Source organism: Rhizobium oryzicola, from assembly GCF_030504645.1.
Taxonomy (GTDB): Bacteria; Pseudomonadota; Alphaproteobacteria; order Rhizobiales; family Rhizobiaceae; genus Neorhizobium; species Neorhizobium oryzicola.
The window spans coordinates 70,652-95,804 of record NZ_JAUKWQ010000008.1; the positions used below are offsets into that span (position 1 = coordinate 70,652).

The 25,153-nt window shown below is 58.5% G+C and carries 28 protein-coding genes and 1 tRNA gene; 13 read left to right on the forward strand and 16 right to left on the reverse strand.

From position 1 onward, the window contains the following. Window positions 1–12 precede the first annotated feature (12 nt). Window positions 13–732 (forward strand): Crp/Fnr family transcriptional regulator, encoded by a 720-nt coding sequence (locus Q2T52_RS20155; RefSeq protein ID WP_302078644.1) that lies wholly within the window; start codon window positions 13–15, stop codon window positions 730–732. A 146-nt stretch (window positions 733–878) separates the two neighbouring features. Next, on the forward strand, window positions 879–1,121 hold the full coding sequence (locus Q2T52_RS20160) for a hypothetical protein (protein WP_302078645.1): 243 nt from the start codon (window positions 879–881) through the stop codon (window positions 1,119–1,121). 159 nt (window positions 1,122–1,280) lie between these two features. On the opposite strand, the gene tig is transcribed toward Q2T52_RS20160, so the two are convergent. Both tig and Q2T52_RS20170 read right to left on the reverse strand, forming a co-directional pair. Beyond that, on the reverse strand, window positions 1,281–2,768 hold the full coding sequence (tig, locus tag Q2T52_RS20165; protein WP_302078646.1) for a trigger factor: 1,488 nt from the start codon (window positions 2,766–2,768) through the stop codon (window positions 1,281–1,283). 161 nt (window positions 2,769–2,929) lie between these two features. After that, a tRNA-Leu gene (locus Q2T52_RS20170) sits at window positions 2,930–3,014 on the reverse strand. 688 nt (window positions 3,015–3,702) lie between these two features. Here Q2T52_RS20170 and Q2T52_RS20175 point away from each other — a divergent pair. From Q2T52_RS20175 to Q2T52_RS20185, 3 genes are all read left to right on the forward strand, one after another. Then, on the forward strand, window positions 3,703–3,849 hold the full coding sequence (locus tag Q2T52_RS20175; protein WP_302078647.1) for a DUF1127 domain-containing protein: 147 nt from the start codon (window positions 3,703–3,705) through the stop codon (window positions 3,847–3,849). 272 nt (window positions 3,850–4,121) lie between these two features. Beyond that, entirely contained in the window at window positions 4,122–4,265 is a 144-nt protein-coding gene (locus tag Q2T52_RS20180) for a DUF1127 domain-containing protein (RefSeq protein ID WP_302078648.1), read from the forward strand. Between the two features lie 285 nt (window positions 4,266–4,550). Continuing rightward, window positions 4,551–5,654 carry a hypothetical protein gene (locus Q2T52_RS20185; protein ID WP_302078649.1) on the forward strand — a complete coding sequence of 368 codons (1,104 nt, stop codon included), beginning with the start codon at window positions 4,551–4,553 and terminating at the stop codon, window positions 5,652–5,654. Between the two features lie 82 nt (window positions 5,655–5,736). Here the strand turns inward: Q2T52_RS20185 and Q2T52_RS20190 are convergent, their stop codons facing one another. The 10 genes from Q2T52_RS20190 to Q2T52_RS20235 all read right to left on the reverse strand — a co-directional run bounded on the left by Q2T52_RS20190 (window position 5,737) and on the right by Q2T52_RS20235 (window position 14,824). Continuing rightward, entirely contained in the window at window positions 5,737–5,955 is a 219-nt protein-coding gene (locus Q2T52_RS20190) for a hypothetical protein (protein ID WP_302078650.1), read from the reverse strand. Between the two features lie 217 nt (window positions 5,956–6,172). After that, on the reverse strand, window positions 6,173–7,114 hold the full coding sequence (locus Q2T52_RS20195) for an NAD(P)H-dependent flavin oxidoreductase (protein WP_302078651.1): 942 nt from the start codon (window positions 7,112–7,114) through the stop codon (window positions 6,173–6,175). A gap of 160 nt (window positions 7,115–7,274) precedes the next feature. Continuing rightward, window positions 7,275–7,529, reverse strand: a complete 255-nt coding sequence (locus tag Q2T52_RS20200; protein WP_302078652.1) for a hypothetical protein — start codon at window positions 7,527–7,529, stop codon at window positions 7,275–7,277. Between the two features lie 84 nt (window positions 7,530–7,613). Continuing rightward, window positions 7,614–7,808 carry a hypothetical protein gene (locus Q2T52_RS20205; RefSeq protein WP_302078653.1) on the reverse strand — a complete coding sequence of 65 codons (195 nt, stop codon included), beginning with the start codon at window positions 7,806–7,808 and terminating at the stop codon, window positions 7,614–7,616. Between the two features lie 186 nt (window positions 7,809–7,994). Continuing rightward, complete coding sequence (locus Q2T52_RS20210) at window positions 7,995–8,906, reverse strand: PhzF family phenazine biosynthesis protein (protein ID WP_436799564.1); 912 nt, start codon at window positions 8,904–8,906, stop codon at window positions 7,995–7,997. 65 nt (window positions 8,907–8,971) lie between these two features. Next, window positions 8,972–9,712 carry an NUDIX hydrolase gene (locus Q2T52_RS20215; RefSeq protein WP_302078655.1) on the reverse strand — a complete coding sequence of 247 codons (741 nt, stop codon included), beginning with the start codon at window positions 9,710–9,712 and terminating at the stop codon, window positions 8,972–8,974. Window positions 9,713–9,737: 25 nt separating this feature from the next. Further along, a complete protein-coding gene (locus Q2T52_RS20220) occupies window positions 9,738–10,775 on the reverse strand; it encodes an ABC transporter ATP-binding protein (RefSeq protein ID WP_302078656.1) in 1,038 nt (345 codons plus the stop codon). Beyond that, window positions 10,763–12,454, reverse strand: a complete 1,692-nt coding sequence (locus Q2T52_RS20225) for an ABC transporter permease (protein ID WP_302078657.1) — start codon at window positions 12,452–12,454, stop codon at window positions 10,763–10,765. The genes Q2T52_RS20220 and Q2T52_RS20225 overlap by 13 nt, the downstream gene beginning before the upstream one ends. A gap of 12 nt (window positions 12,455–12,466) precedes the next feature. Next, a complete protein-coding gene (locus tag Q2T52_RS20230) occupies window positions 12,467–13,450 on the reverse strand; it encodes an ABC transporter substrate-binding protein (protein WP_302078658.1) in 984 nt (327 codons plus the stop codon). A gap of 147 nt (window positions 13,451–13,597) precedes the next feature. Next, window positions 13,598–14,824: an aminotransferase-like domain-containing protein gene (locus Q2T52_RS20235; RefSeq protein WP_302078659.1), complete on the reverse strand. Its 1,227-nt coding sequence runs from the start codon at window positions 14,822–14,824 to the stop codon at window positions 13,598–13,600. A 250-nt stretch (window positions 14,825–15,074) separates the two neighbouring features. Here Q2T52_RS20235 and Q2T52_RS20240 point away from each other — a divergent pair, with 250 nt between their 5' ends. The 3 genes from Q2T52_RS20240 to Q2T52_RS20250 all read left to right on the forward strand — a co-directional run bounded on the left by Q2T52_RS20240 (window position 15,075) and on the right by Q2T52_RS20250 (window position 18,165). Continuing rightward, the gene (locus Q2T52_RS20240; RefSeq protein WP_302078660.1) at window positions 15,075–16,175 is read left to right on the forward strand and encodes a branched-chain amino acid aminotransferase; all 1,101 of its coding nucleotides are present in this window, start codon (window positions 15,075–15,077) and stop codon (window positions 16,173–16,175) included. A gap of 151 nt (window positions 16,176–16,326) precedes the next feature. Next, window positions 16,327–17,502: a GNAT family N-acetyltransferase gene (locus tag Q2T52_RS20245; protein ID WP_302078661.1), complete on the forward strand. Its 1,176-nt coding sequence runs from the start codon at window positions 16,327–16,329 to the stop codon at window positions 17,500–17,502. A 186-nt stretch (window positions 17,503–17,688) separates the two neighbouring features. After that, window positions 17,689–18,165, forward strand: a complete 477-nt coding sequence (locus Q2T52_RS20250; RefSeq protein ID WP_302078662.1) for a hypothetical protein — start codon at window positions 17,689–17,691, stop codon at window positions 18,163–18,165. A gap of 35 nt (window positions 18,166–18,200) precedes the next feature. Here the strand turns inward: Q2T52_RS20250 and ilvC are convergent, their stop codons facing one another. Beyond that, entirely contained in the window at window positions 18,201–19,220 is a 1,020-nt protein-coding gene (gene ilvC, locus Q2T52_RS20255) for a ketol-acid reductoisomerase (protein ID WP_302078663.1), read from the reverse strand. Window positions 19,221–19,277: 57 nt separating this feature from the next. Further along, window positions 19,278–19,898, reverse strand: a complete 621-nt coding sequence (locus Q2T52_RS20260) for a TetR/AcrR family transcriptional regulator (protein ID WP_302078761.1) — start codon at window positions 19,896–19,898, stop codon at window positions 19,278–19,280. Window positions 19,899–20,269: 371 nt separating this feature from the next. Between Q2T52_RS20260 and Q2T52_RS20265 the strand changes: the two genes are divergently transcribed. Next, window positions 20,270–20,467 carry a hypothetical protein gene (locus tag Q2T52_RS20265; protein ID WP_302078664.1) on the forward strand — a complete coding sequence of 66 codons (198 nt, stop codon included), beginning with the start codon at window positions 20,270–20,272 and terminating at the stop codon, window positions 20,465–20,467. A 189-nt stretch (window positions 20,468–20,656) separates the two neighbouring features. Beyond that, on the forward strand, window positions 20,657–21,025 hold the full coding sequence (locus Q2T52_RS20270) for a DUF4087 domain-containing protein (RefSeq protein WP_302078665.1): 369 nt from the start codon (window positions 20,657–20,659) through the stop codon (window positions 21,023–21,025). 3 nt (window positions 21,026–21,028) lie between these two features. On the opposite strand, the gene Q2T52_RS20275 is transcribed toward Q2T52_RS20270, so the two are convergent. Beyond that, a complete protein-coding gene (locus Q2T52_RS20275; protein ID WP_302078666.1) occupies window positions 21,029–21,433 on the reverse strand; it encodes a winged helix-turn-helix transcriptional regulator in 405 nt (134 codons plus the stop codon). 130 nt (window positions 21,434–21,563) lie between these two features. On the opposite strand from Q2T52_RS20275, the gene Q2T52_RS20280 reads away from it, so the two are divergent. Together Q2T52_RS20280 and Q2T52_RS20285 are read left to right on the forward strand one after the other, a co-directional pair. Beyond that, on the forward strand, window positions 21,564–22,445 hold the full coding sequence (locus Q2T52_RS20280; RefSeq protein WP_302078667.1) for an SDR family oxidoreductase: 882 nt from the start codon (window positions 21,564–21,566) through the stop codon (window positions 22,443–22,445). A 96-nt stretch (window positions 22,446–22,541) separates the two neighbouring features. Further along, a complete protein-coding gene (locus Q2T52_RS20285) occupies window positions 22,542–23,456 on the forward strand; it encodes a bifunctional helix-turn-helix transcriptional regulator/GNAT family N-acetyltransferase (RefSeq protein WP_302078668.1) in 915 nt (304 codons plus the stop codon). Between the two features lie 6 nt (window positions 23,457–23,462). On the opposite strand, the gene Q2T52_RS20290 is transcribed toward Q2T52_RS20285, so the two are convergent. After that, entirely contained in the window at window positions 23,463–24,215 is a 753-nt protein-coding gene (locus tag Q2T52_RS20290; protein WP_302078669.1) for a pyridoxine 5'-phosphate synthase, read from the reverse strand. A 228-nt stretch (window positions 24,216–24,443) separates the two neighbouring features. Between Q2T52_RS20290 and Q2T52_RS20295 the strand changes: the two genes are divergently transcribed. Beyond that, complete coding sequence (locus tag Q2T52_RS20295; RefSeq protein WP_302078670.1) at window positions 24,444–25,130, forward strand: MerR family transcriptional regulator; 687 nt, start codon at window positions 24,444–24,446, stop codon at window positions 25,128–25,130. Window positions 25,131–25,153 lie beyond the last annotated feature (23 nt).

Here is a 25,153-nt window from a genome sequence, read left to right on the forward strand (position 1 = left end):
CGTGGAGGAAGAATGCTCGAGCCCCTGTTCCTGAATTTCGAACGCCGAGACGTGTTGAGCGAAGATGAACGGGCGCTGCTTCGTTCTGCGCTGACGCGCGAGCGGCGTTTCGCGACCCGTGAAGATATTGTTTCCGAAGGTGACCGCCCCACTCACAGCACCGTTCTGCTGGACGGATTTGCCGCGCGCTATAACATCACCGCCGACGGCAACCGTCAATTCACCGCCATCCACGTGCCGGGTGAATTCATCGATCTGCATGCATTCCTGGTTCACACAATGGATCACGGCATTGTTGCACTTTCGCCCTGCCGCGTCGCGACAGCGGAACATCAGGCGCTAAAACAGATCACGGAAACTGCGCCCCATCTGACACGTCTGCTCTGGCTGGATACTCTGATCCAAGGGGCCATCTATCGGCAATGGATCGTGGCCATGGGGCGCCGGTCTCGTGCTGCACATCTGGCGCATATCATCTGCGAACTCCATCAGCGCCTGCAAGTGGTCGGCCGCGTGGAGGGCTTGAGCTTTCACCTGCCCCTATCGCAAACGGAAATGGCCGACGTGCTCGGCCTCTCGCTCGTCCACATGAACCGCGTGATCCAGGAATTGCGCCGCGAGGAACTGATCGTCTGGACTCGAGAGACCATTACCATTCTGGACTGGAGCCGCCTGCAGCGCTTTGCGGGTTTCGACCCGATCTATCTGAGCCTTCAAAATGAACCTCGTTGATCACAAGGCGTGCCGAATCACATATGCAACGCGGCAACCGAATTATTTGAAAATCCTCAGGAAAATACTCGGGACAGAGACTGGACGCCGCTTGATGCAACACATTGCTAACCTTAACCTGAACTCTTTCAGTCAGAGTACATGCCATGCTTGAAGCGATTTTAGAGTGTCAGATCAGGGGGGCAAAAGCCCGCCTTCTCGGAGCCTCCGTCAAGGAAAACCCGTTCATGGCTCCCCTGCAATCCAACATCACAGAGGATCAGCGCATACAATTCCGGGAAGCCTGGTCATTTGGCTGGCATATGGAGAACGCCATCCGTCAATCCTCTGTGACAGCCACGGCAAAGTCGGACGCAGATCTGCTGCAAACCAAAGGCGCAGCGGCCTGAGGGATCGGCATCGGTCCCTACCATCCCTATAGACATCTAAGCTTAACATGACCGGGTAGTCTCTGCGGCAACAGCTCAGATCGTGACATAGCTCAAACAGAAAAGCCCTCCGAAGCAACACTTCGGAGGGCTTTTGTCTTGGCAAGCAAGGTGCGCCGATTACTCGGCGTCGCCCTCGGCAGCCTTCTTCTTGGCCGGCGCCTTCTTCTTGGCAGGAGCGTCTTCGCCCTCGGCAGCCGCTTCAGAAGATTCAGCCTTTGCGGCCTTCTTCTTCGGAGCAGCCTTCTTCTTTTCAGTCTTCACTTCGCCATCTTCGTCGTCGGCGAGAAGCTCGTCCTTGGAGACCTTCTTGTCGGTGACGTCGATTTCGGTCAGCAGCTTGTCAACAACCTTCTCTTCGAAGATCGGAGCGCGCAGCGAAGCGGCAGCGCCAGGCGTATTGCGGAAGAAATCAAGGATTTCCTTCTGCTGACCCGGGAACTGCTGCAGCTGAGCGTAGAGAGCGCGCTGCATTTCTTCCTCGGTCACTTCAACGCCGCCCTTCTCGCCGATTTCGGAGAGAACGAGGCCGAGACGAACGCGACGCTCGGCAAGCTTGCGATACTCTTCGCGTGCTTCTTCCTCGGTCGTGTCTTCGTCAGCGAAGGTCTTGCCGGACTGTGCGAGATCGGTGTTGATCTGGCGCCAGATGTTTTCGAACTCGGCATCAACGAGGGTTGCCGGGGTTTCGAACTTGTAGAGTTCGTCCAGCTGGTCGAGGATCTGACGCTTGACCTTCTGGCGGGTCACGCTGCCGTACTGGCTTTCAATCTGGCCACGAACGATTTCCTTCAGCTTGTCGAGCGATTCGATGCCGAGCTTGGAAGCCAGTTCGTCGTTCAGTTCCTGGGCGGCGGGAGCTGCAACTTCCTTGACGGTGATGTCGAAGGTCGCATCCTTGCCAGCCAGGTTTGCAGCCGGGTAGTCAGCCGGGAAGGTAACCGTGATGACCTTCTCGTCGCCAGCCTTTACGCCAACCAGCTGGTCTTCGAAGCCGGGGATGAAGCGGCCAGAGCCAATAACCAAGTCGGCATCTTCGGCAGCGCCGCCATCGAAGGCAACGCCATCAACCTTGCCGAGATAGTTCATCGTCACGCGGTCGCCATTTTCGGCGGCGCCATCCTTGGCTTCGTAAGCGCGGGCGCTTTCGGCGATCTTAAGGATCTGTTCGTTGACTTCCTCTTCGGAGACTTCAACGACTTCGCGGGTCACCTTGATGCCGCTGGTCGGCTGGATTTCGATCGCCGGCAGGACTTCGTAGGACAGCGTGAATTCGAAGTCGGCCTGAGCATTCAAGATCTTATCAGCTTCGGCTTCATCTTCAGTCATGGTGATGTTCGGCTGCGTTGCAGACTTTTCGCCGCGGTCGGAAAGAATGGCAGCAGGCTGATCGCGCACGATTTCGTTCACGACATCGGCCATGATGGACTTGCCGTAAACCTTCTTCAGGTGTGCGACTGGCACCTTGCCCGGACGGAAGCCGTTGATACGAACCTTGTCCTTGGCGTCAGCCAGGCGTTCGTTCATCCGCTGTTCCATGTCCTTGGCCGGGATTACGACCTTGATTTCGCGCTTCAGCCCTTCAGCGAGCGTTTCGATAACCTGCATTGTCATACCTTCATATCATTCGGCGGTGCTCAGACAGCCGTTGTTTTAATGAGCACGACGCCGGAACATTCGCCGGTCGTGGCTTGGATGCAATCTCGTATGCGCTGGGGTCTTATGCCGCCTGCAGCCGTCACCGGCACATGGCTGCGGACTCAGCGGAGTGGTGCGGGTAGAGAGACTTGAACTCCCACGCCTTGCGGCACCAGAACCTAAATCTGGCGTGTCTACCAATTTCACCATACCCGCGCCCCAAAACCGCGTCGAAAATCCTCGCGCAGAGGCCTTCCGGAGCGCGCGTCTCTATATCACCCGATTTTCTCAGCGCAAAGGAAAAATGACAAAGCGCGCGATGCCCCTACATAAACCACAGGGATAAGTCAGACAGACCACTCCTACAAAAGGAACCCCGCGCTGGTGTAAGCGCTGGTTGCGGTCGAAGCCAATGATGCAACGTGCATGGAGAGAGCCATGCGCTGATGGTATGCCTCTCATGCCGATATTGCGCTGCACAAGAGAACCGCTTTTGCATATCATCAATTTCAACAAAGGCGGTCTGGCAACCGCCACGGCACTGCCGACAGCCCTCGGTTAACCGAGTACATAGCTTCGAAGGTTGCACCTCCTCCTCCCGGCAATCCTTCGATTAGACTGACGACACTCCTCCTCCCAGTCGTCAGTCACCTCCCATGGCGCTCACCGGACCTCCTCCCCCGGTGAGCGCTTTGCGTTTCAGGCCACCTCATCGTCCCTCCCCACATCTATACCGCACAGTTTTTCACCACAGGCGTTAATTGCGATTCACCAGCAATGCATGAACCGCATAGGTGGCATACGGGATGGGCGCTGTTTAAATGACGCGGCGCAACATATATTCAGCTCATCAAATTGAGGGACGGCAAACGGCCTCCCAAATCGATTAAAAAAGGAAACGACCATGAACATCGCACGCTCGCTCAATAACTGGCGCAAGTATCGTCAGACCGTAACTGAACTCGGCCGCATGTCGGACCGCGAACTCAGCGACCTCGGCATTGGCCGCTCGGACATCCGTCGCGTTGCCCGCACCGCTGTCGGCATCTAATATCCGACGCCATAACCTGGCTTCGCTAAAACGCCTCCCAAACGGGGGGCGTTTTTTTGTGCCTTCCGTTTGCGCGCTTCCCGCCCTGCCAGAGCTCAATACCAAGGCACCGTCGCCTCGAATTTATGCTTCGCTGCAAAATGCGGCATACACCTGCACAAACGCATAGCAGTTGATGAGTTTTTGCACTGCACTCGCATATCAAGTGGATGTATAAGACCCTCAGCTCATGAAGACGAAGAGCTTCAGGCAAAAAATTCGAGGAAACACCCATGAACCCTATCCGCATTGCAAAGAGCTGGATCAGCTACCGTCGTACGATGAATGAACTCAGCGGCCTGTCGAACCAGGCTCTGAACGACATCGGCCTGACCCGCTACGATATCCGGTCGATCGCTTCGCGTTCGTTCCGTTAATGAAGTGACGAAGGCTGCTGGCGCGGATCGCTGCGCCTGATCAGGCATTCGGAAATGCTGAGTGCGTCAAGCCTCGAACTATGACAGTTCGGGGCTTTTTGCTGTCCGATGACCAGACGTGCAATCAATCGGGGGAATAGGCTTCCTGCGACAGTTGACAAAGATTCAGCTTCCCTGATCTGGTTATGTGGAACCATGCCTCTAGATGAGCGGGCGTCAGTCCATTCTCCAGGATTTGCTATGCGCGTTTAAGCGGCTATGCAGTCCGGTGGCACGAGGTGTCATATGCTCCCGCCTACTCTCAATCTTCCCAATCGACCGTTTTCCTTTTCCCGCAGCGTCATTTCCGCGCCGAAGGCGTTTTTCTGGTCCACGCCCGTCATTCTGGCTCTGGCGATTTTTATCGTCCTCTCTCAGGGTCCTGGCCTTCTTCGCGACTATCAGATCAGTCAAAGCCCTTTGCCGTTGGATGATGGTGATATCGACAACGGCCGCTGCACAACGCGCAAGTTCGTCTTTACCGATTGCGAGGCTCAGCTTCGCTACAGCTACCAAGGCCAGAGCTACTCATCCCACGTGGAGGTGATGTTCGTCGATTTTCACATGGGAGACTATGAGACCGGCATCGTCATTGCGAGCGATCATCCCGAACTGGCGACCATGAGCCTCGGGCTGGACAAGCTGTGGAACCGTATCATCACCTTTTCCACGCTCTGCGTTTTACTGCTTGGGTCGAGCCTCGCAATGCTGTTCCTGGGCCTTCGCATCTGGCGCGTGAAAGGGCAGTTGGGCCACCCCGCGCTACTCACGCCGATTCCCGTGGAAATCAGTAGCGTTCAGAACAAGAAGGGACGTCTGTTCATCACCTACAGCGACAAGATCGCAGACGGGAAGACGAAGCGCACCGCCTATACGCATATGCGCGAAGGAGAAGAGCCGATCATTATCGGGGAAAATGGGGGAAAGCCGGTCGCGATGGCAGTGCGGCACGGCAGCACCGCTCTGCCTGTTTTACTCGACAGGCAATTGCGGCGAATCGACCTGACGGATCAGGAGCGCACCGCGGCCTTGGCGCCCTTGGCTTCTCTTGTCGGCAATGCAAACTCTTCCGATCTCGCGCCGCCCCCAGCGGTAAAGAGCGGCTCCCTCTGGGGCGGTATCAAAACCTTCCTCGGTCTTATGCTTCTGCTCGTCGTGGGGATTACGGGCTTCTGGCTCTGGTATGTCCTCGCCTCACCGACGCAATTTCAAAAGCCGGGCATGGACATCAACAACGCCATGCCGCAACCGCTGAACGAATGGGGCTGCGCGCAACTGAAGAAGCGCTTCGGTGACGGACCTGCCCCATATGGCTGCACGGCTTCGGATTTCCGCAGCTGGAAGCAATAGGTCACGGCCATGCTCTTTCATGAGCGACATGACCAATCTGCAAATGGCCCCCGGGAGAGCATCGCTTCCGGGGGCAGCAACGTCAGAGGCTGACTCGATCGACGAGCTTCAACGTATGATTCGGCTGCACCACGAATGTCTCGGCATAGCGGTGACCATTCTCGGTCACATCCTGCCGTACCGTCGCACCGGGCGACTCAATGCTCAGACGACCATCAGACGCGTGGCTCAGCTCTTCCGCAAATGCGACTGTGCTCACTCCGGCCAAGGCAAATATGCTGGCAATAACGAGACGCTTCATAGCTCTTACTCCATGCGCCCCGCACCATGTACGGAGGCTGTGTTGTTCCAACACCTGGAACATGGAAATCAATTGAGGCGGAAACAATAGAGCGGTTCGGCCAATATCTAGATACAGATGTGGCTCTTTAGAAAACACCAAATGATATCAAAGGATTATCGAAGATGATGCACGTCGTCACAACATCTCCCGGCGCATCACATCCGTTTGACTGTCCTCAGCGTGCCGCAAAAGGATCCTTTGCAGCGGCTGCACAGGCCTCCGCATAGTCCCTGATCAACCGTTCGCAGAGCTCAGCGGCGCCGGGGATGTCGTCGATTGCGGAAACGCCCTGCCCTGCCGACCAGACCGTCTTCCAGGCCTTGGCCTCATTGCCCAGATCCATCGCACCATGCGCGACGAGGTTTTCAGGATCGAGCCCCGCGGCTACGATGCTTTGCCGCAGAAAATTGGCGTTAACGCCGGAGATTGCCGGAGTATAGACAATATCGCCAGCTCTAGCCTTAGCCGTCATCTCCTTTTGTGCGTCACTGGCAAGCGACTCGCGTGTGACCAGGAAGCGAGTCCCGAGATAGGCAAGGTCGGCGCCCATCATGCGCGCAGCAGCAATCTGCTGGCCATTGCTGATGGCACCGGACAGGAGAATGGTGCCGGAGAAGAAAGAGCGGATTTCCGGAATGAAGGCAAAGGGGCTCAGTGTTCCGCCATGGCCACCCGCACCCGCACAGACTGCGATCAATCCATCCACGCCGGCTTCGACCGCCTTCTCCGCATGGCGGCGATTGATGACATCGTGGAAGACAAGGCCGCCATAGGAATGAACAGCGTTCACCACATCGGGCACGGCCCCCAGGGATGTGATCACCAGCGGCACCTTATGCTTGACGATCTCCATCAGGTCAGCCTCCACCCGCGGATTGGAGCGATGCACGATGATGTTGACGCCGAATGGTGCTGCGGTCGGATGTGGCTTCAGGCGCTCGGAAATTTCATTCAGCCAGTCCGCAAAGCCTTGTGTGCTGCGCTGGTTCAGTGCCGGTAAAGTTCCCACCACCCCGGAGCGGCAGACTTCTACGACAAGATCCGGCCCCGAGGCCAGAAACATCGGTGCGGCAACCGCGGGCAGGCGAAGGTTCTGGAATGATGACGGTACGGGCATTGCTCCTCCCCAGGATGCGCTGTCGGCCAACAAAGATAACCCGGAGATATAAACCGCAGTTTACGTAAACGGCAATAGCTTTGACAGGCGCCAATGAAAAACGCGGGCCACTGCATGACCCGCGTTTGAATTCGCCTTCAAAACACGGCAGGATAACGGCCTAATGGCGTAGGATATCTCCTGCATCCTGCGCGCTTTGATGCCCGCGGGCCGCTGCCACCATTTCCCGCAATTGCTCCTCGCGGCGCACGCCCTGCCGGTAGAGTTCGATGGTGATCGCCGCAAGGCGATTGGTTTCCTCCTGGTCGTCAGGCGGGCAAATTTCCGCCTTCAGCTTCTCGAACACCTGTTGGCACTTTGCCAGATCCTCAGAGTTCAGCGGCTCGTCTGTCGGCCTCTTCTCACTCCTGATCATGATCACTCCTAAAATATGTAAACCGCCCATAGGGCGGCACTCGTGCCGCTATACGCACGACTGTCGCGGCTGTTCTTGGAAGTTTCAGTCCTGTTCGCTCAGGCGCAATAAATCCTGACGGTTCAGGACAAGCGGAGGCGTTGCATCCGCCCGGCGAAGTATGGAGAATTCGATGCCTTGCAAGGCAAGTGCAGCGGCCTGGCGGACATTCATAATCCCGAGCGCAATACGCTCGTCAGGGCCGCGTTTCAGGCTTGCTTCAACCAACAGGGCATTCATCGTCCATCTCCCGCTCGGAGGCCCATAACGCAGCACCGTTGTTTCGGTTCCACAAGCCTTCCGAATTCTTCATGTGCCCGATATCGGACGATCACGGACTGACGAACGACAAGCGTCCATGATCTGCACATGTCACCTGTTCTAACAGCGAACTGCGGATGAAATGCGACAATGATTCGGGAGAGGTCACATATCCAGTATGCCGGAAGCGACGCGCACCGCCTGCCCACCGATCCGCGCACGGGCAATGGTGGATTCCTTGATATCGAGGTGGAGATGGATGAAGGAAGGACGGCCCATTTCCACGCCCTGTTCGATCAGGATCGGATGGTGACCGTCCGGCAGCGCATCATAATGGTGGATGGCACCGGCAAGCGCCGCAGCCGCACCACCCGTCGCCGGATCTTCGGGAATGCCCATATCAGGCGAGAACATGCGCGCATGGAATTTTGCCGCATGGTGTACGCCGCCGCGGCAGTAGACATAGGCTGACGCCAACCGCCCTTCTACAAAGGGTGCGGCCCTCTCCCACAACGTCGGATCGAATTCGATCGCCTGCACTGCTGCCAGATTATGCAGCGGCAACATCAGAAACGGCACTCCGGCGCTCCAGATGGAGACGGCGTGATTCTCGAAGCCGAGATCGGAAACCTTGACGCCCAACGCATCGGCCAGTCCCTGCCGGTCCAGCGGCAGTTCAATGGAATTGGGCGTGCGCGGCAGATCGAATTCCGCAAAGCCCGCCTCGCCTTCCCGCAGCCGGACCGCGCAGCGCACTGGGCCGACCTTTTCTTCCAGCACGCAGACCATATCGAGTTCCGGCCCGGGACGATTCGGATCCAGTTCCGCCAGAGCAACAGCGGTACCGACAGTCGGATGTCCGGCAAAGGGAAGCTCTCGCCCGGGCGTGAAGATGCGAAGGCTCGCGGCATGGGCAGGATTGGTTGAGGTCTGGACAAAGACCGTCTCGGAAAGATTGAACTCCTGGGCCAGCGCCTGCATGGTTTCATCAGAAAGTCCGTCACCGTCAAAGACGACTGCCAGCGGATTTCCGGCCAGTCTGGTTGCGGTGAAAACGTCGTAGATGGCGTAGCGCATTCCCAAGAACAGTCCTCCTCATTTGTTGCGGGGCGGCGCCAACCTGCCCGAGGAGGCTTTTGGGTTCAACCCGTCGCGCGCGAAACATCCTCAAAAAAGAAAGGCAAAAGCAGGCGTGTCATGGAATCATAGTTCTGCGCATTGGGATCGGCAGAGCGGATCGGCAGAACATCATCGATTTCGCTTTCGAACTGGTCCGCCATGTGGCGACGGACCTGCGCGCAGATCTGCTCGGCAGTCATCGGGAAGCGATGCAGGCGGAAGACATAGGCCCGGCGGCCCGTCCATGTGGCGTAAAGCGGCCCGTCCGGTGTGCTCTCGGCGATATCAAGGCTGGTTTCCTCCAGCAGTTCGCGGGTCATATTTCCAATGACATCGCAACGACCATCCGTCACGTCAGAGCCGTCCAGCGAGCCCGCCGCACAATAGACCTTGCCGGGATTGGCGGTATGCGAGGCCATGCGGATCGCGATGATTGCACCATCGGACGAGACAGGCACGGCAGTACCGACCAGGGTGTAACCGCTGGAGGGCCTGGCCTGCTTGCGCCACCACAACAGCGTGGAAAAGAAAGCCAACCGCCCCGTGGCCCGCAGCACGCCATCCTGCAGGCTGATCTCTTCCTGCATGAGGATCTTGCCGTTGTAGAGCGCGGGATTGGCCTTCACTTCCCTCTGCCAGTTGGCGGCAATCTCAGCCTCATGCGCCGCTTCGAACGAATGCTGACCATCCTCCATGCGGACGTCCACATCCTTGATCGGAAAGACGGTGCCTTCCACGGGCCAGCCCTGCGCGCCGAACTTCATGCAAATCTCCTGTGTTTGCCTGAACCTACAAACGCCAACCTGAACCAATCCTGACTCGAACCAACTCTCCAACCCGAACCGGAAGGCGGCTGAAGGCGCGCAGCATCTGCCCGTCCGAAAGTGTCAGCCGCAAGGCGTAACGCTCGCCCTCGTACAGGCTTGTCTCCACTTTAGCCTGGATTCCCTCGGGCGCCAGTTCGACATCTTGTGGACGAATAAGGACATCTGCAGTGCGCACATCCGGATGCGGCTGCATGACCGGGCGTAGTGCATGCGACAGCGACAGCCAGTCCAGACGCCGCGGCGACGATGGGAAAATGGGAAGGGACAGGATAGCGCCCTGCCCGATCAGGCTTCCCACCACGCGACCTTCTGGCTCTGCGTAAATCGCCTCCGGCGCACCGACCTGCAACAGCTTTCCCTCGGACATGATGGCGACATCGGTTGCAAGTGCCATGGCCTCCGACTGGTCGTGCGTGACGTAGACCATGGTGGCACCGGAGCGACGATGAAACTCGCGAAAGGTCTCTTCCATTTCCTGGCGGAGATGCCGGTCGAGATTGGCGAGCGGCTCATCCAGCAGCACCACATCCGGTTCTGTTACAAGGCAGCGCGCCAGCGCCACGCGCTGTCGCTGACCGCCCGAAAGGGCCGCAGGCCTGCGATCCGCATAGTCCTCCAGCCGCACGGAGGCGAGCGCCTCCCGCACCTTGCGGCTCCGTGCATCGCCGCCGATGCCGCGCACCTTCAGGGGATACCCTACATTCTCGGCCACCGTCATATGCGGCCACAGCGCATAGGACTGAAAGACCATCGCCATATTGCGGGCTTCCGGGGGAATGAAGCTTTTCTCATCCGCCAGCACCCGTTCACCAAGACGAATACTGCCGCCGGTCGGCTGCTCGAAGCCGGCGATCATCCGAAGCACCGTCGTCTTGCCGCAACCAGAGGGCCCAAGCAGCGCCAGAAAACCGCCATCGCGAATTGTCAGCGACAGGTCATTCACGGCCGGTCTGCCTGCGCCGAAGCTTTTTGACAGATGGTTCAGGCTCAACTGCGCCACGGCACCACTCCCTTCGGCAGACGGTCTGCCACCAGCTCCAGAACGGCCATCACGGCAATCACCATCACCACCACGAGCACGGACAGCGCAGACGCCAGATTGAAGCTGCCACTGTCATCGAGATTGTAGATCGCCACGCCCAGCGTTTGTGTTCCCGCCGACCAGAGCAGCGCCGAGACCGTCAGCTCATGCGAGGCGATGAGGAAGACGAGAATGACCGAAGCCCCGCAGGCAGGCGCCATCAGCGGCATCAGGATGTCAATCATGCGCCGGATGAACCCTGCACCCGCCAGCCGCGCCGCCTCTTCCAGCGACGGATCCAGCTGCCGGAACGCACTGACGACGGGCCGCAGGCTGACGGAGAGGAAGGCGGAGCAATAGGCCAGCAGTATGATCCAGAGCGTACCGTAAATGGTGACACCCACCAGCGGCAGTGGCCCGGCGCAGAGCAGGATGAAGGCAACGGCAATCACGATGCCCGGCAGCGCATGGGGAATATCGGCAAGCCCCGACACCAGTGTCGCGACGCGCCGGCCACTTCTGACCACGAAATAGCAGACCGGCACCGAAATGCAGAGCAGGATGAGTGCGGCCAGCGACGACAGCAGCAACGAGTTCTGAAACGCCGTCCGCGTGATCGCCTGCCGGAAGATGATTTCCTCATAGGCGCGGAAGGTCACCGTCTTCATTGTCAGCGGCACACCATACGCAGGCGCCAGCGAACTCGCGACCAGCGCCAGCAGCGGCAGGAACAGGATCGCCGCCATGACGATCCACAGAAGAATTCCGACCGGCACCCGCAAGCGGCCCAGCTGGAAGGCAGCCGTTGGTCCGGACAGCCCCAACACACGGAAATCGCGACCGCGCAGCATCCTCTCCTCGACCAGAAGCCCGAGGATCGACAGCACAGCGATCAAGCCGGAAAGAATGGAGATGTCGCCGAAGGTGCTGGCGCCGAAACTGGCGAACTTCGAATAGACGAGCGTCGTCAGCGTGTAGATCGAGGCCGGAATGCCGAGGATCGCCGGAATGCCGAAATTGCCGACGCAGGAGACGAAGGAGATAGCCGCACCGGCGATCAGCCCGGGCATGACCAGCGGAAAGATGATATGCGACAGCACCTGCCGGGGCGATGCGCCGGACAGCCGCGCCGCCTCAACGCCGTCTCGGGGAATGGACAGCAGGCTGGCGCGGAGCGCGAGATAGACCAGCGGCGCATTCTGCACACCGTAGAGCAGCGCAATACCGCCCAGCGAATAGAGCGGCTGCGGGCTACCAAGCGGCGGCGCAAGACCTATCGCCTTCAAAAGCGTGCTGGAGGGGCCGGTCATGCCGATCCAGGAGAGCGCCGTCACCTGCGGCGGGATCATCATCGGCAGCATGAACAGGAAGGCGAGGACGCCCCTGCCCCGCACGTTAAACAGCGTGAGCAGGAAGGCGAAGCTGCCGCCGATCAGAACCGAAATGACCGTGCCCCAGAGAGAGGTGATCAGCGTATTCCAGACCGCAAGCCAGAGCGAAGGCTCCAGAAGGATCTGATGATTGCCGCCCTTCACAAGCGACTGAAGGCCGGTCAGCGCCAACCGCCCCAGCGGCAACACGCTGAGCAGAAACAGGCAGAGGACCACAAACGGAAACAGCCAGCGCGGCTGGCTGTTTCCTGAAAACCTGGACAGCATGGACCGGATCGATCAGCCGTTGGAACCGAAGATATCGGTGAAGGTCTTCAGGTCCTTGTCGCTGTTCTTCAGCGCATCCCCCGGGTTCAGCGGCAGAAGCTTGATCGTTTCGCGCGCCGGGAAACCAGCCGGAACCGGCATGCCGTTACGGGCCGGGATATAGCCGAGCTTCAGGAAGCCGTCCTGGCCTTTTTCCGACAGCACATAATCCACGAACTTCCTGGCGGCCTCGGCGTGCTTGGTGCCGGCAACGATCGCGACCGGCTCGGTCACGGCGGAAACGCCCTCTTCCGGGAAGACGAACTCCACCGGCGCGCCCTTGGCTTTTTCACGGATCGGCATGTAATCGACCACGAAGCCGTAGGCCTTCTCGCCACTGGCGACCGATTTCAGAACGGCACCATTGCCGCCCGCTGCGGTTGCGCCATTGGCCTTGAGAGCCTTGATGTAATCCCAGCCGAGACCCGGCACATTGGCAAGCGTCTGGGCGTGGATGAGAGCGGCACCCGAGGTGAGCGGGCTTGGCATGGTGACGAGACCCTTGGCTTCGGGCTTCGCCAGATCCTTCCAGCTCTTCGGCTTCATGCCGGCCTGGGTGTTGTACATGAAGCCTGTGGTGATGAGCTTGGTCGAGTAGTAATAGCCATCGGCGTCATAGAGAGATGCGTCATAGGCCTTCGCCTCTGGCGACTTGTAGGCCATCAGCAGCTTGTCCTGCTTCATGCGCTCGAACGTGACCGTGTCGGAAATCAGGAGAACGTCGGCAACCGGCGCACCCGCCTGGATCTCGGACATCAGCTTTGCCATGATCTTCGGTGTACCGTCACGCACCCAATCGACCGAGATGCCGGGATTGGCGGCCTTGAACCCATCCACGGTGGCCTGCGCATCTTCGTTCGGCTGGCTGGTGTAGAGAACCAGATCAGCAGCCTGGGCGGAACTGGCAAAAACACCCAGCGCAATGACAGCGGAGAAAGCGGAAAGCAGCGTCTTCATGGAGCACCCCTCAAGTTGGATGCTCCGCTAAATCATGGGTGTCTAACAGAGATATGACAAAGCGGAATTATAGAGGAAAGTTTCCGCAAAACGCAAAACGGCCCCGTACACTGATACATACGGAGCCGCGCGTTCGAAATTGTCGCCTCAGGCGGCCTTGGCTTCCGCGTTGCGGATCAGGCGGCCAAGACGCTGAATTCCTTCCTCGATCATCGCCTCGTTGGCGCAGGAGAAGGAGAGACGCAGCGTGTTGGCGCCGGAGCGATCGGCGAAGAAGGCCTGACCCGGAACGAAGGCAACCTTTTCTGTCTCGATCGAACGGGCCAGCAGTTCGGCCCCGTCGAGATTCGCGGGCAGCGTAACCCAGACGAACATGCCGCCTTCCGGCTTTGTCCAGCTCGTCCCAACAGGCATGTACCTGGCGAGTGCCGCCAGCATGGCATTCCGGCGTGCGCTGTAGGCAGCCCTGATCTTGGCGACCTGCTCTTCGAAGAAGCGTTCCGCCACCGTGGTGATCGCGATCTGATTGATCGTCGATGAATGCAGATCAGCAGCCTGCTTCATCAACACCAGCTTACGGATGATGGAAGAGTTGGCAACGACATAGCCGACGCGCAGGCCTGGCGCGAGCGTCTTGGAAAAGCTGCCGGAGTAGATGGTGCGCGTGTTCTCGATGCCGCCGGAACGCGCGATATCGAGCGCCATGATCGGCGGCACGGCCTCTCCATCGTAACGCAGATGCTGGTAGGCTGCGTCTTCGATGACGGCGATGTCCAGTTCGTCGGCGAGTTCGAGCAGCTTCTGGCGACCCTGCAGATCGACCGTCTCGCCCGTCGGGTTCGAGAAGTCGGCAGAAAGATAGGCGAACTTGACCGCGCCACCGTTCTTCGCCGCCGTTTCGCGATAGGCATCCGGCGTGCGATTGCCGCCCGGCGTCAACTGGTCGTAATTCGGCTCATAGGCGTTGAAGGCCTGCAGCGCGCCGAGATAGGTCGGCCAGGTCACTAGCGCCGTATCCTTCGGCGACAGGAACAGCTTGCCAAGGTAATCCAGCGCCTGCTGCGAACCCGACGTGATGAAGATGTTGTCGGCCCCGCAAGGGATGCCGAATTTCGCCATTTCACCGACCAGCCATTCGCGCAACGGTTTGTAGCCTTCGCTGACCGAATACTGCAGGGCGGCGTTCACCTGGGGGCCGGAAAAGATCTCCGCGTAGGCTTGGCTGAAGGCCACATCCGGAAACAGCGCCGGATCGGGAATGCCCCCGGCGAACGAGATGATGTCCGGCCGCTCCAGCAGCTTCAGCAGTTCGCGAATTTCAGAAGCGCGCATGCGCGACGAGCGCGTGGCGAAAATATGATCCCAATCCAGCACGGAGGTTTCCTCGAAATTTTGTTATCGTCTCCACACAAAATCACGCAATAAATGATATGTCAACAATACTGACCTATCGAGTGAATTACGGTGGCTCGGGAACGCCTTAGCGGCGCAAGTACGCGGCGGCGGAGGATGAGAAGATTGTTTTGAGTCAAATGCCGAAACTCGGTGAAACAGAGCTTTCCAAAACAGGGATGGCGGCAGTAGTGTGCCGCCCATTCTTCAATGGACTATCAAGGTGCCAGCAATGACCGCGACCTCGCACTCTCCTGAAATCACAATCGAATTCCACCAGTCTCCGGTTCCGGACGCTGACCGAATCCGCGCCCTGGAAACGCCGGGATTCGGCAAGGTGTTTACCGATCACATGGTGTTGGCCAAGTGGACTGCCGACAAAGGCTGGCACGATGCGAAGGTGACGGCGCGACGGCCGCTTGAACTCGATCCGGCCAGCGCCGTACTTCATTACGCGCAGGAAATCTTCGAGGGCATGAAAGCCTACAAGGCAGATGACGGCCGCATTCTTCTCTTCCGGCCCGAAGAAAACGCCCGCCGATTCGCGCAATCAGCAGAGCGCATGGCGATGCCTGCCGTGCCGGAAGAACTCTTTCTGAAGGCAGTCGAGGAACTGGTCCGGATCGACAAGAACTGGATCCCCTCGGGCGACGCCAGCCTTTATCTTCGCCCCTTCATGTTTGCCAACGAGGCCTTCCTCGGGGTCCGTCCGGCACAGGAATATATCTTCTGCATCATCGCCTCGCCCGTCGGCGCCTACTTCAAGGGTGGCGCCAAGGCGGTGTCGCTCTGGGTGGAAACGGCATATACGCGCGCAGCCGCTGGCGGCACAGGCGCTGCCAAATGCGGCGGCAACTATGCCGCAAGCCTCGTGGCGCAAGCCGAAGCCTACAAGAGAGAATGCGACCAGGTCGTCTTCCTTGATGCTGCGGAGCACCGCTGGGTCGAAGAACTGGGGGGCATGAACGTCTTCTTCGTCATGAATGACGGATCGGTGGTCACCCCGCCGCTCGGCGGCACCATCCTGCCCGGCATCACGCGCGCTTCCGTGATCGTGCTTGCTGAAGAAAAGGGCCTGCGCGTCGAACAACGCCCCTACTCTTTCGCAGAGTGGCAGGCCGACGCGGCAAGCGGCAAACTGGTCGAAGCGTTCGCTTGTGGCACCGCTGCTGTTCTGGCGGGTATCGGTCTGGTCAAGCATTCCGCAGGCGAATTCCTGGTCGGCGACGGCCAGACCGGCAAGCTCACTACCGAACTGCGCGAAAAACTCGTCGGCCTGCAGAAGGGCGTCACCAACGACGAGCACGGCTGGACCCGCACCGTGTCAGCTTGAGCATCACACGGAAAAGGCCGGAGCTTTCGCCCCGGCCTTTAACTTCTGCAAAGGCCGCGACGCGCAATAGACAGATTCATTGGACCACAACCCGGCATCCCCGTATTGATAAATATAACCGGTTATGTATCATGGTGTGGAGGAGATCATCATGACCAAAGATTTCGTTCGCGCCCACGGCTATCTGGCCCTTGGTACCCGGTTGAAAAGGCTGGGCGAGCGGATGCAGAATGACGTTGCCAATGTCTCGACGGAACTCGGCATGCCGACAGCGCCCGGTCTTTGGACGGCGCTTGGCGCGGTCGCGCAAAATGGCACCCTGACGATTGGCGGATTGGCTGAAGCGCTCGGCGTGAGCCAGCCTGCGGCGACAAAACTCACGGCCCGCCTGGTGGAAAGTGGCCTTATCTCCCTGACACAGGATGAAGCCGACAAGCGGACACGAACCCTTGCCGCTACGCCAGCCGGAACGGCACTGGTCGATGCCGGGCAGAGAAAGCTTTGGCCTGCGGTCGAGGCTGCAGTTCGTGATCTGTGTGCTGACGCTTCCACATCCCTGATCGACAGGCTCGACGCCATCGAAGCGGGCCTGTCCGCACTGCCGCTTGCTGAACGCATTCGTCAAAACCTCCAGGAAGGGAAACGCATGGCAATGCCTCTTGATCGCCCCATCTGGGCCGCCCTCTCCGGCCCGCACAGGCAAGTCTCCATAGGGACGGAGCGAGCACGCGCCTACGCGGCAGATATCGGCCCGCTCGCCGCAACACTGGACGAGACGCCGGAGACGCTTGCAGATCTGGCCGAACTTGTTGCGAATCGCGGCCCGCTGATTCTGCTTCAGGCGCACGCGCCCAAGATCCCGAACGGCTGTCGGGCGGACTTGGTTGCGGAGGCGGTACAAATGGTGGCGACGGACCAATTGAACCTGCCTGATCCGGGAGAGGTGATTACACTCGGCGACACGGATGCACCCGACATGCTGGCGCTCGCGCAACTGACGGCACCCGGCCCTTTCGCCGCACGCACCCACACGCTCGGCCGGTTTTTCGGGATGCGTGTTGATGGGCGTCTCGTCGCGATGGCAGGCGAACGCATGCACTTTCAAGGCTACACGGAAGTCTCCGGCGTTTGCACGCATCCGGATTTTCGCGGTGCGGGCTTGGCCATGCGCTTATGTGCAAAGGTCATCGAAGGCATCGTCCAGCGCGGCGATCGTCCCTTCCTGCATGCCTATGCAAGCAATATCGGGGCGATCAGGGTCTATGAACGGCTTGGCTTCCAAATCCGGCAGCAGTTCACGGTGACGAAACTCGTGCCTGACAGCTGAAAAGGCGGAGCCAAAGCCCGCCCTTTCAGGGCCAGCATTTCATCATAAAGAAGCAATAGAAACTCGAACAAATAGATGTAGCGTGCTACCGTATGACGAACGGTAGGCCACAATATGACACCCCCGAAACTCAACGAGCAGCTCTGTAAGCATTCGTATTACGAAACTAACGAACGCATTGCTCGGATGGCATGCTTCGCCACATCAAAAAACATCGAAAAAATAGGTAACGGAGAATACCAGATAGTATCAGAGGAACTTGCTCACAAGGATCTCATCATCCTAGCAATTTCAATAAGGAGGCTGGCCGAACTCACAAAAAGCCAGCACCTTCTGAAAAAGAGAAACCTCAAGATTGTCAAATCCGAATCTTACAAAAACGACCAGCAGGCCACCGACAACTGTTGGAATATCATTGGAAACATAATTCATAGCCAAGATATCGTATTAACCAAGCATATTCCCCAATGTTTATCCAATGATATATACGAAATGATGAAAAACAGAATAGAAGTAGAAGCAATCATAGATGTTAAATCAGACAGAAAGCACACAAAGACGTTTTCTGCCGTACACTTCCTGAAGGAACTCGTTTCATACATGGAAGAAATCGAAGACATCCTCTCCGACAACAAAATATATGTCGGATCTCTGTTCAGTTAGGGCCGAAAAATCGGCCCTAACTTCCCGTCAAATGATTAGTTGACCGACTTGTCCACCAGCTTGTTCTTGCCGATCCACGGCATCATGGCGCGCAGCTTCGTGCCGACTTCTTCGATCTGGTGGCTGTCGTTGAGGCGGCGGATACCCTTGAAGCGGGCAGCGCCCGAACGGTATTCTTGCATCCAGTCGGAGGTGAACTTGCCGGTCTGGATGTCGTGCAGAACGCGCTTCATTTCAGCCTTGGTTTCAGCCGTGATGATGCGCGGACCGGTGACATATTCGCCCCACTCGGCCGTGTTGGAGATCGAGTAGTTCATGTTGGCGATGCCGCCTTCGTAGATCAGGTCCACGATCAGCTTCACTTCGTGCAGGCACTCGAAGTATGCCATCTCAGGCGCGTAACCGCCTTCGACAAGCGTTTCGAAACCGGCGCGGATGAGCTCGACGAGACCGCCGCAGAGAACGACCTGTTCGCCGAAGAGGTCGGTTTCGCACTCTTCCTTGAAGTTGGTTTCGATGATGCCCGAACGGCCGCCGCCAACGCCGCAGGCGTAGGAGAGAGCGAGTTCAAGCGCATTGCCGGACGCATTGTGGTGAACGGCAACCAGGCAAGGCACACCGCCGCCCTTCTGGTATTCGCCACGAACCGTATGGCCCGGGCCCTTCGGAGCGATCATGACGACGTCGACGGTGGACTTCGGCTCGATCAGGCCGAAGTGAACGTTGAGGCCATGCGCGAAGGCGATTGCTGCGCCGTCACGGATGTGCGGAGCGATCTCGGCCTTGTAGATATCGGCCTGCAGTTCGTCCGGGGTTGCCATCATCAGAAGGTCTGCCCAGGCGGCAGCTTCGGCAACGGTCATGACCTTGAAGCCATCAGCTTCGGCCTTCTTGACGGTCGGGGAGCCGGCCTTGAGGGCGATGGCGACGTTGGCGGCACCGGAATCCTTCAGGTTCAGCGCGTGGGCGCGGCCCTGGGAGCCGTAACCGACGATGACGACCTTCTTGGACTTGATGAGATTGAGATCGGCATCGCGATCGTAATAGACGCGCATCGTTTTATCCTTCCCTATGCGTGTTGTTTGTTGAATGGCTCATGACCCTTGGGCAGCCTAATTGCCACCTTCGGAATTGGTATCGAGACCGTGCAACACCAGAAAGGCAGCAACCGCCTTCTTGGCCTGGCGTGCATTGTCTTTCAGGCCCGGTTCGCCCAGCAGCATGCGCACATGCAGATCCGAGACGATGAGGCCATAAAGCGTATGATAGGCACTGTCGGCATCCTCGAAGCGCAGCAAGCCCGCGCGGCGTCCCGCGTCCATCAGGCCGATGGCGCGGCGATCGATCTGCCGGCGTCCATGCTCGATCAAAAGCGTGCCGAGCTTTGAGCCTTCCCGGCTGGCCTGCCCCACCGCCAGACGGTTTAGCGCCAGCGAGACATCGCCGGACAGAACCTCAAGCAAATCGCGCCCGAAAACTTCCAGATGTTCCCGCAAGAGATCCGCCGTCAGGCGTCCCCCACTGCGTTCGGCCGTGCGCACCTTGCTCGCCTGGTAGGCAATCATCGCTGCCAGAAGGCCATCGCGATCACCAAACCACTTATAAAGGCTTTCCTTGGAGCAATTGGCCGCACGGGCGAGACCGGAAGTGGTGAGCGCCTTCTCGCCGCCGCTCACCAGAAGCTTCAGCGCCTGTTCCAGAACAGCGTTCTGGCGTGGCGTAAACTCTGGCATGTCTGGCAACTGAACGGACACTTCCACCTCCCGATAAAGTACCGTACGGTACGGTTCCGCGTTCTAGCGTCCGAAAATCGGCGCGTCAAGCACTTTCATCGACCGGCTGATTGTTCCATGAACACTGCTTCACTCAGGAGTGAACAATCGAATGTTCCATTATTTTGGCAACTGTCGATTTTCGCAAAGAAGAATTAAGCGTCTGATTTTGAAAAACATTTTAATCTTTGCGAGGCGGGCCGGCGACGCAAGCAATGCTGCAATGCAAAATGCGCAGGACCTACTGTAATTGAGCTGCAACAATCGCCTGCCTATGTCTGCGAAGCGCGAAGATTTGCTTCCGCTCATAAACAGAAATAAAGGAAACACCCATGCGCACCCTTATCGCCGCAACCATGATGGCGCTGCTTGCCAGCATCACGATCTCAGAAGCCGCGAGCCCCAAGAAAGCTCCTGCGAACAACCAGCAGCAGACAACCAGCACATCCGCGCCGCCACCGGCTGGCCAGCAAGGCCCCGCTCCAAAGCAGTCCAAACAGCCGCATCACCGCAACAAGTTCACGGGCTGATCTCGCAACTCAGCGAGGCAGAGGAATGGCCTGCAACGCGCCAAGCCCTTCCTCAGCCTCCTGGTTTGTGGTGGCGGAGTAGGACGGACACTCCTCTCGCGAGCCGCGCATAGCTCACGGCGCTTGCCGAAGCAGCGCGGAATCTGCTTAGCCATCAGCATGGGTTCATAGGGATGCTGGAGGCACGCAATGAGGATCGCAACCGTTATGAGGGCCGGCCTGATCGCCGTCTTGTCGTTCGCCCCGGCCTTGGCCGCCGAAAACCGTTGCGGGTGGGTCCAAAACCCAACACCCGGAAACTACTGGCTTGATGATCGTGAAGGTTCCTGGACGATCATGACCCAAGGGTCGGATGTCGAACCCAAAGGCGTCGACAAGATGCCGGACTTTTCCGCCGGCGAATTCGTCAAAACCAACGGCTATTATGGCTATGCCTGCACATGCATGTCTGTCGAGACCGACAAGCGCGCACGCAGGATCACCGAGATCATCTCTGTAAAGCAGTTGCCGCTGGCCAAGTGCAAGGGTGACAAGTCGCTGCCGAAGCCCCAGGGGTGAGGCTCAGGCAGAGGTTTCGGCCTCATCAAAGGCTTGTCTTGCCTCCAGCACAGATGCGTGGTTTTGCACCGACCATTCGATGACAAGATAAAGACGCGAAAACAACGAATGGCCGAGGGGCGTCATGCTGTATTCGACGCTCGGCGGCTTGGTGGGAAAAACCGTGCGGTTCACATATCCGTCGCGTTGCAGATCCCGCAGCGTCTGGGTTAGCATGCGCTGGGAGATGTCCGGCACCAGGCGTCGCAACTCGCCGAAGCGATACGGCCTTTCAGACAGCGCGTGCAGCAGCAGTGTCGACCATTTGCCCGAGATCGGCGCCATGACGGAGCGCACCGGACAGTTGTCCTGGTCCCATTCGCTACTTTGGTCAACTTTGAGAAAATCGATAGGCGCCCGCTGGTCCATGATAGTTCCCTTTAGGTAACGATCTGGCGGGAAAGTGCCTTCTTTACAGATGGCAGTCAATCTCTATTTAAGAGCAACTCTCAAAAAGAGAGCGCATCTGTTCGAACCCTATCAAAAAGGACCCATTCGCATGACGAAGCTTCTTGTCACCGGCGCATCCGGCCAGTTGGGCAAGGCCATTATTGGCCACTTGCTGAAGGATGGCAAGGTCGCAGCATCCGATCTCATTGCCGCAAGCCGGGACACGGCGAAGCTGGCGGCGTTCGAAGCGCAAGGCATCGAAACGCGCAAGGCCGATTTTGATGATCCTTCGGGCCTCGAAGCAGCCTTCACCGGCGTCGATCGCGTTCTAATCATTTCGACGGACACGCTGGCGGTGCCGGGCCTGCGCCTTAAGCAGCACACCGCTGCAGTGGCAGCAGCGGCCAAGGCGGGCGTCAAGCACGTTCTCTACACATCCATGCCGAACCCAGACAAGTCTGTGGTCAGCTTTGCGCCCGACCATCTGGGAACTGAACAGGCCATCAAGGCCAGCGGCCTCGCCTACACCATCATTCGCAATTCCTGGTACTTCGATAACTACCTGGGCAGCATGCCGCATAACCTCGCCGTCGGAACCTGGTACACGGCGATGGGCGAAGGTCGCGTTGCAAACATCTCGCGTGAAGACTGTGCCGCTGCCGCAGCAGCCGCGCTCGCCAACCCGCCCGCCGGCAACACCATCCTCACCTTGACGGGAGCCGAATCCCTGAATGCGGATCAGATCGCGGACGCCATTTCCAAGGCAGCCGGCAAGCCGCTCGCGGTGACAAAGGTCAATGATGAACAGCTGGCAGCTGGCGCTCGTGGCGCTGGGCTTCCAGATTTCGTGGTCGATCTCGTCGTTTCTTCGGATGCCAATGTCCGCGCTGGCAATTTCGATCTCGTAACCGATGATTTCGAGAAGCTGACGGGTCGCAAGCCGCAGTCGCTGGCAGACTTTTTCCAGCAGCATAAGGCAGCACTTGGCTGAGCTTGCAGTGCCGGTGACGCACGTCAATGCGTCGCCGGCAATTTTATTTGACTAAGTCAACTAATTATTGGACAAAGTCCTCCACAGGAGGATTTCATGTCTGACGTCATCGATACGGTCCGAAGCTTCAATCGGTTCTACACAGACCGTCTAGGGTTGCTTTCTCAAGCCTATCTTCAGTCTCCATACTCGCTCACGGAAGCCCGGGTGATTTATGAGATCGGCTCTCGTGCGACCGTGACCGCCGCGGACCTGACGCGCGATTTGCATATCGATCCCGCCTATCTCAGCCGCATCCTCAGGCGCTTTCGCTCGCAGAACCTTGTGCATACAGAACAGGACAAGAATGACAGGCGCAGCCTGAACCTGTTCCTGACGGAAACGGGAAGAGGGGAATGGGAGACACTGCGCGATCAGTCTCGCCAGCAGGTGGCACAGTCTCTGATCCCACTTGGCGTGGATGGTGAACAGGCGCTGGTGACCGCCATGCGCACCGTTCAGGATCTGCTGCGGGGTGGAGACAAGGTCAAAAGCCCCGTTGTCCTGCGCTCCCATCGTCCCGGCGACATGGGTTGGGTCATAGAGGCGCAGACCCGCTTCTACACGACGGCCTTCGGCTGGAATGACCGGTTCGAGGCACTGGCGGCCGAGGTGGCGGGGCAATTCCTGAAAAACTTTAACCCCGCCATGGAACGGGGATGGATTGCCGAACGCGCCGGCCAAAGGCTGGGCTCGATCTTTATCGCCAATGGGGGCGCGGGCACCGCCAAACTGCGATTGCTCTATGTCGAAGAGGCCGCACGCGGATTGGGGCTCGGCAAACTGCTCGTCAGTGAAGCCATTCAGTTCGCCCGTCAATGCGGCTATCGACAGGTCAGCCTCTGGACCAACGACAATCTGGATGCGGCGCGTGCCATCTACAGGTCAGCGGGTTTCCGCCTTGTGTCTGAGGAACGCCACACGATGTTCGGCCCGGAACTCAAAGGCCAGACCTGGGTGCTTGATCTATAGAGCCCATCAAAGAGCCTCCCCGCACGCTCGGCGGAAACGGCGCACGGTTTCCGCCATACCGAATTCCAGCGCATCCGCCGTCAGGCCGTGACCGATGGAGACTTCCGCAAGATAGGGAATGCGTTTCACAAGCGCTGGAAGGTTGGCGACCGTCAGGTCATGACCGGCATTGACGCCAAGTCCTTCGGCCTTCGCCGCATCGGCAGTGCGGCCCAGCAGTTCCATCTGTTCCCTGCCCTTGGCCGGATCATCAAAGCATCCACCATAGGGGCCAGTGTAAAGCTCGATGCGATCAGCACCGGTTGCCTTGGCAAGCTTTACCGCATCCTCATCGCCATCACCATCGGCGAACAACGAAACGCGCATGCCTTTGGCTTTGAGGCGCGCGACGATCGGCTTCAGCATTTCTCCCTGGGTGCGGAAATTGAACCCGTGATCGGATGTCGCCTGCGTCGGATCGTCAGGCACCAGGGTCACCTGCTCAGGTTCGGTCCGCTCGCAGAGCAGCAGAAAGTCTTCCGACGGATACCCCTCGATGTTGAACTCGGTCTGCGGAAATTCGTCATCGATGAGCGCGCGCAGAACCGGCAGATCCGAGAAACGGATGTGGCGCTGGTCCGGGCGCGGATGCACGGTCAGGCCATAGGCACCGGCCTGCAGCGCCACGCGTCCAAGATGGGCAACGCTCGGCCAGGGCAGATCCCGACGATTACGAAGCATTGCGACGGCGTTGAGGTTGACGGAAAGCTTGGCGGGCATGGCAGGATTCCTGTTTTGGCGGCAACTGTGTAGATCAATCCATGACCGCACAGCAACCACGCCCTTCGTTCAAGACCCAAAAAACGCAGTCAGCACTCCTATTTCTTGTAATAAGGTAATTATAATTCAACCTTTCGTTAAACCTGTTAAAATGTCGCATAGATAAGCCGAAAACGGCAGCCGGGAGGAATGCGAGAGGGCCGGTCACGGCCAGCCAAGGGGGTTTAAATGCAGCAGAACCTATTCGATGCTCAGCCGAGCAGCGGCGAAGGCCGGCAACAGATTTTGGGCTTCATGCCCCAGATTGCAGCAGTGGCCAAACTGCCGGCTGCTCCACTTGCCATTGCGGACATGGCGGAAGCCTTCGGCGTGACGCATCGCACCCTCCACTTCTATGAGGAGAAGGGACTACTCGCTCCGGAACGGCTTGGGAGCATGCGGGTCTACAACGCGCAAAGCATCCAGCGCATGGCCGTGATCAATGCCTGCCGGGAAGTGGGCGTGCCGCTTTCCAGCATTCAGGAACTGATGACGGCGCTGGAAACGGCCGGCAGTCAGGAGGAGGCTGATCTGCATTTCCGTACCCTTCTGGACACGCGACGCCGTGAACTCACGTCTGACGTTTCAACCCTCCATCGCCAAATCCAGCAGATCAGGACCTTGATCATCGACATCGGCAATCAACCACAGGAAACACAACGCGTCGAAGCTCGTCGCCCCGACATTTCCGATATGGAGCGCAAGTGTCTGGCTCTGATGGTGGAGGGTTACAAAGGCCGGGAACTGGCCACAGCTCTCGAGATTACCGAAGCTGAACTCGAGGATCTCGAAGACGGGCTGATGGTCAAGCTGGAGGCTGCCAATCGTTCACAGGCTGCGGCAAAGGCAGTTATCCTCGGCATTCTCCCGCACTAGAAAATATCATTACGCGACAAGAG